At 69.4% G+C, this 4,436-nt stretch carries 5 protein-coding genes and 1 pseudogene; 4 read left to right on the plus strand and 2 right to left on the minus strand.

Translation table 11 applies throughout. The features are described 5' to 3' along the window. Together VD972_RS35630 and VD972_RS35635 are read left to right on the plus strand one after the other, a co-directional pair. Positions 1-505, plus strand: a 505-nt coding sequence (locus VD972_RS35630; protein ID WP_324993274.1) for an LptF/LptG family permease, incomplete at its 5' end; no start/stop codon positions are given. Then, positions 502-1,626, plus strand: a complete 1,125-nt coding sequence (locus VD972_RS35635; RefSeq protein WP_324993275.1) for an LptF/LptG family permease — start codon at positions 502-504, stop codon at positions 1,624-1,626. The genes VD972_RS35630 and VD972_RS35635, both read left to right, overlap by 4 nt. Positions 1,627-1,633: 7 nt before the next feature. Here VD972_RS35635 and VD972_RS35640 read toward each other — a convergent pair whose 3' ends face one another. Continuing rightward, positions 1,634-2,368 (minus strand): alpha/beta hydrolase family protein, encoded by a 735-nt coding sequence (locus VD972_RS35640; protein WP_324993276.1) that lies wholly within the window; start codon positions 2,366-2,368, stop codon positions 1,634-1,636. Positions 2,369-2,571: 203 nt separating this feature from the next. Between VD972_RS35640 and VD972_RS35645 the strand changes: the two genes are divergently transcribed. Then, positions 2,572-3,792, plus strand: a complete 1,221-nt coding sequence (locus VD972_RS35645; protein WP_324993277.1) for an O-antigen ligase family protein — start codon at positions 2,572-2,574, stop codon at positions 3,790-3,792. A 21-nt stretch (positions 3,793-3,813) separates the two neighbouring features. Further along, on the plus strand, positions 3,814-4,173 hold the full coding sequence (locus VD972_RS35650) for a hypothetical protein (protein ID WP_324993278.1): 360 nt from the start codon (positions 3,814-3,816) through the stop codon (positions 4,171-4,173). A 44-nt stretch (positions 4,174-4,217) separates the two neighbouring features. Here VD972_RS35650 and VD972_RS35655 read toward each other — a convergent pair. Continuing rightward, positions 4,218-4,436 (minus strand): annotated as a pseudogene (locus VD972_RS35655) (hypothetical protein); the annotation flags it as partial.

The following is a 4,436-nucleotide window of genomic DNA, read 5'->3' on the forward strand; positions in this document are numbered from 1 at the left end:
GCTGCGGCTGGTGCTGAACGAGGGCGAGGTGCACCGCGCCACCCGGGCCTCCACCGACTACAGCCTGCTGCGCTTCGAGCAGGGGGAGATCTCGGTGGGGCTGGGCGGCTCGATGAACCGCAAGAACCGGTTCCGCGCGCCGAAGGAGGAGATGACGCCGGGCGAGCTGCTCCAGGCGGCGGAGGAGGCGGAGAAGAGCGGCGGGGATCCGCGCCCGTTCCTCATGTCGTTCCACAACCGGCTGGGCAACGCGCTGGCGCCCCTTTCCTTCGCGCTGCTGGCGACGCCGCTGGCGATCGGGCGGCGGCAGGCGGGGCGGGCGTGGGGCTACCTGCTGACGCTGAGCGGGTACGTGCTCTTCTACCTGCTGAGCCGCGCGTTCGAGCACATGGGCAACCAGGGCAAGCTGCCGGTGCTGGTGGCGGGGCAGCTGACCAACGTCATCTTCATCGCGCTGGGCGTGTTCGCGATGTGGCGGGTGAGCCGCGCGAGGACGGTGCGGTGAGGGCCACGCTCTTCTTCTACGTGATGCGCACGTACGTGAAGTCCGTGGTGGGGATCTTCGCCGCGGTGCTGACGGTGTTCCTGGTGGTGGACTTCGTGGATCGGGCGCGGGCCTACACGGGCGAGGGCTGGGTGTGGGACGTGCTGCGGTTGTATGGGAACAAGGCGCTGGTGGCGACGCAGCAGCTGGGCCCGGCGGCGCTGCTGCTGGCGGCGGGAGTCACGGTGTCCACGCTGCGCAAGCGGGGCGAGGTGACGGCGCTGCGAGCGCTGACGTTCGGTCCCTCGTCGCTCTACGTGCCGATTGGCCTGTGTGCGCTCGCCGTGTGCCTGGGGCTCATTGTCTTCGACGAGCTGGTGGTGGTGAAGGCCAGCCGACGGGTGGATGAGATCTCCACCCAGCGGTTCAACCGGTGGGGAGACTGGCGCCTCTATTACACGCCCAAGCAATGGTTCCGGCGGGGCGAGCACGTCTTCTTCCTGCGGGCGGGCAGCGCGGAGGAGGGGTTCCGGGAGGTGGCCATCCTCACGCTCACCCCCGAGTTCAAGCTCTCGCGCAGGTTGGACGCGGAGGGCATGTACCCGCTGGAGGGGACGCGGTGGCGGCTCACGGGAGTGGTGGAGCGCTCGTTCTCGCCGGATGGGCGGACCCAGGTGCGGACCCACGAGGAGGCGGAGTACGAGCTGGGCGTGCCCTCGAACTCTTTCCGCATCCGCCCGGGGCGCCCGGAGCAGATGCGCTCCTCCGAGCTGCGGGAGCAGATCGTGGCGCGCGCGGAGCTGGGGCTCGCCTCGCGCCAGTACACGCTGACGCTGCACAACCGGTTCGCCTACCCGGTGGCGGGCTTCCCGGCCGCGCTGCTGGCGGTGGGGCTGGCGTTGCGGCCGAACCGCCGGGGACACCTGACGGCGGCGATCGTGGAAGGGCTGCTCATCGCCGTGACGATGTGGGGCTTGATGGTGGTGTGCCGGACGCTGGTGATGACGGAGCGGCTGGCGCCCATGGTGGCGGCGTGGCTGCCCTCGGTGGTGCTCAGCGTGGCGGCAGCGCTGCTCTGGCTGCGCTGGGAGGGGTTGCTCCAGAGGGCTCCGCGGCGGGTGCTGGCCAGCCCGTCGCGGTAGTTTGTCCTCAGGAGAGATGCCAGCGCAGGAAGTTCAGCGCGCGCCACCAGAGATCACCCCAGTCCTGCGGGCGCACGAAGTGCTCCGACTCCGGGTACTCGACGTACTCGACGTGCTGGCCCAGCCAGGGGTACTGCTCTCGGACGCGCCACGTGAAGTCCCGGGCCCAGTGGGGAAGGACCAGGTGGTCGCGTCCCCCGTTCAGGAAGAGCAGCGGGTTTCGAGCGAGGTCCTGGGGGCGGTGGACCGGTGCGTGCTGCATGAGCTCGTAGAGCGCATGCGTCATGGGCGCATGGCTGGGCGTCCAGTCGGGCGAGCCGAGAATGGAGACGGTGGCCCGGACCCGAGAGTCCCTGGCCGCGACGGTCAGTGCCGTGTAGGCACCCAGGGAGATGCCCGCGAGCCCGATGGGGCCGTGGCCCTCGTACGTCAGGTGATCGATGAGCCGGGAGACGTCCGGTGCCGACTCGAGGATGATGTGCAGCAGGCGCTCGTGGTACTCGGACGGGCCGAGGGAGCCCATCTCGTCGAGCCACCTGTCGCGCCGTGCGCCGTGATGCGGGGCGTCCATGCCCACTGCGGTCAGGCCCCGGTCAGCAAGCGCATGGAGCTCATGGCGCACGCTGTCTGTGTCTACACCCAGTCCGTGCAGCACGATGACGGCGGGGCCCGGGCGGGGCTCGTAGTGCAGCTTGAGGACGGGGATCCGTCCATCCACGAAGAATCGGTACTCGTCTGGCATAGGCGCGGCGATTTTAGGGGAATGGCTCCTGGTGCGAAGCCGATCCTCTTGCAGAAATTCCTTCGGGTTCACCGTCTGCGCAACTGCTCTCCGCTCAGTCCGGAGCGTAACGTCTGGACAGAGTCCCTCCTCTCTGGGAGAGGAGAGAGGACTCCACTGTTCGTCCCAGGAGCCCGAGCCCCCGGCCTCAGCGGGAGACATCATTGCATCGAGCCGTCACCATCGCCCTCGCCGTATGGGCCGTCGGGATCGTTCTTGCGGAGGGCATCCAGCAGGCCGCAGCCGGCGCGGCTGTGCTGCTGGCGCTGGTGCTGTTCTTCCGGAAGGCGCTGAACCTCGAGCCGGAGGTCCGGGCCTATGTCCGGGCCACGCTGGCACTGGCGGCCTGGCAGCTGATCTCGCCCGCCCTCGCGCTCCTGACGGGAGCAGCGGATCGCTGGCCCCGCAGTGCCCGCTACGGGCAGGTGCTGGACACAGTGGCGGGAGCCGCGGTGGCGTCGATCGGAACAGTGGGAGTTCCGTGGCTGCTGCTCGGCGGGCTGATGGCGGGAGGGGCGCTGCTGGCCTCGGCACTGGGGCTCTTTCAGCACTTCGTCCTCTGGACCTGGGAGCCGCCGGCCCTGCTGAAGCTGAACCTGTCCCGCTTGCATGAGAACTTCGGGACGGACGAGGAGCCGCGCTATGCGGCCGGAGGCTTCCTCTTCCACCGGCTGCGCTTCTCACATGGCGCGATTGCCCTCCTCGGGCCGGCGCTGGCCGTGCTGGCGCGAGGCAGGGCCGTGTGGCACCGGGTGCTGGCTGGAGCCGCGGTAGGCGCGCTGCTGCTCGCTCCCTATGCGGCCTTTGCTCGCGCGGCGCTGCTGACCGGGTTCGCCGTGTGCGTGCTGGCACTGCTGCTGCTGAGCCGGGGGACACCTCGGAAGGTGGGCCTCGCTGCGGCCGTCGCGCTGGCGGTGCTCGTGGGAGTGACGCCAGCCTGGCACGAGCGCCTGGGCAAGGCCGCCGAGAACCTCTTCGGCGGCGAACGCAGCCACGCCATGTCCGTGGGCTGGCGGTTGGTGAAGGAGCACCCTCTGCTGGGCGTGGGCTTCGGAAACCACAAGCCCGCGGCGCTGGCGACCCAGGCCGAGACGGGCATCACGGATCTGCTCGCCACGGACGCGCACAACCTGTGGCTGACGACGTGGGCAGAGACGGGCCTTGTGGGGCTGGGACTGCTGGCCACCGTCCACCTGCTGCTGGCCCGCGCCCTGGTGCGCCGGCACCGCGCTGGCTCGCTCGCGGCCACGGGGGCGCTGCTCTCCTTCGGGGGGTTCCACCTGCTCTCGCTCGTGCACTACCTGCCCTTCCACAGCAGCGTGCACCTCTCCTTCGCCTTCATCTGGGGCCTGGGGTTGTGTCAGAAAAATCTCCACTCCCGGTGAAAACAGCTTATACTGCCTTCCATGTCCATTCTCGTCCGGCGAAGGCAAGGGCGGCGTGCCTTGGGGCAGAGCCTGACCGAGGTCGTCGTCATCGTGTTCCTCGTGGGTGTGGGGACCATTGGCGTGGTCGGCCTCTTTGGCGACAACATCCGAGGACTCTTTGGGACCAGCTCGGAGTCGATCGCTGGCAACACGAGCGTGGGCAATCCCGGCCAGGAGGCCAGCAACACGAAGTGGACCCTGCAAGGTGGGTCGCTCTCGGCCTATGGCGCGAACGGCGGCGGCTTCAACCCCGGGGGCTCCATGGACTCGCCCAGCAGCAAGCCGAGCGGTGGCGGTGGTGGATTCAACCCGGGCGGCTCGACGGACGGCTCCAAGTAGGCTCGAGAGGAACTCCGCGCACGCACCTTCGAAGCGCCTGACTCCTACGGACGGGAGGGCACGACGGAGAACGCCGGCTCTCCCTCGTCATTCTCCTGGGTGAGGCTGAAGCCGAACCGGCTCGCGCACGCCTCGCGTGTGGAGGCCGAGACGACCACGCCGCCGCCGGGAGCCTGCCGCGCCAGCTCGAGCGCCCGCTCGAGAGGCGGGCCCATCACGGTGTACTCCAGCCTCCCTCCCTGCAGCCCCACATTGCCGATGAC

The sequence above is a fragment of the Hyalangium sp. genome (assembly GCF_035629615.1).
Taxonomy (GTDB): domain Bacteria; phylum Myxococcota; class Myxococcia; order Myxococcales; family Myxococcaceae; genus Hyalangium.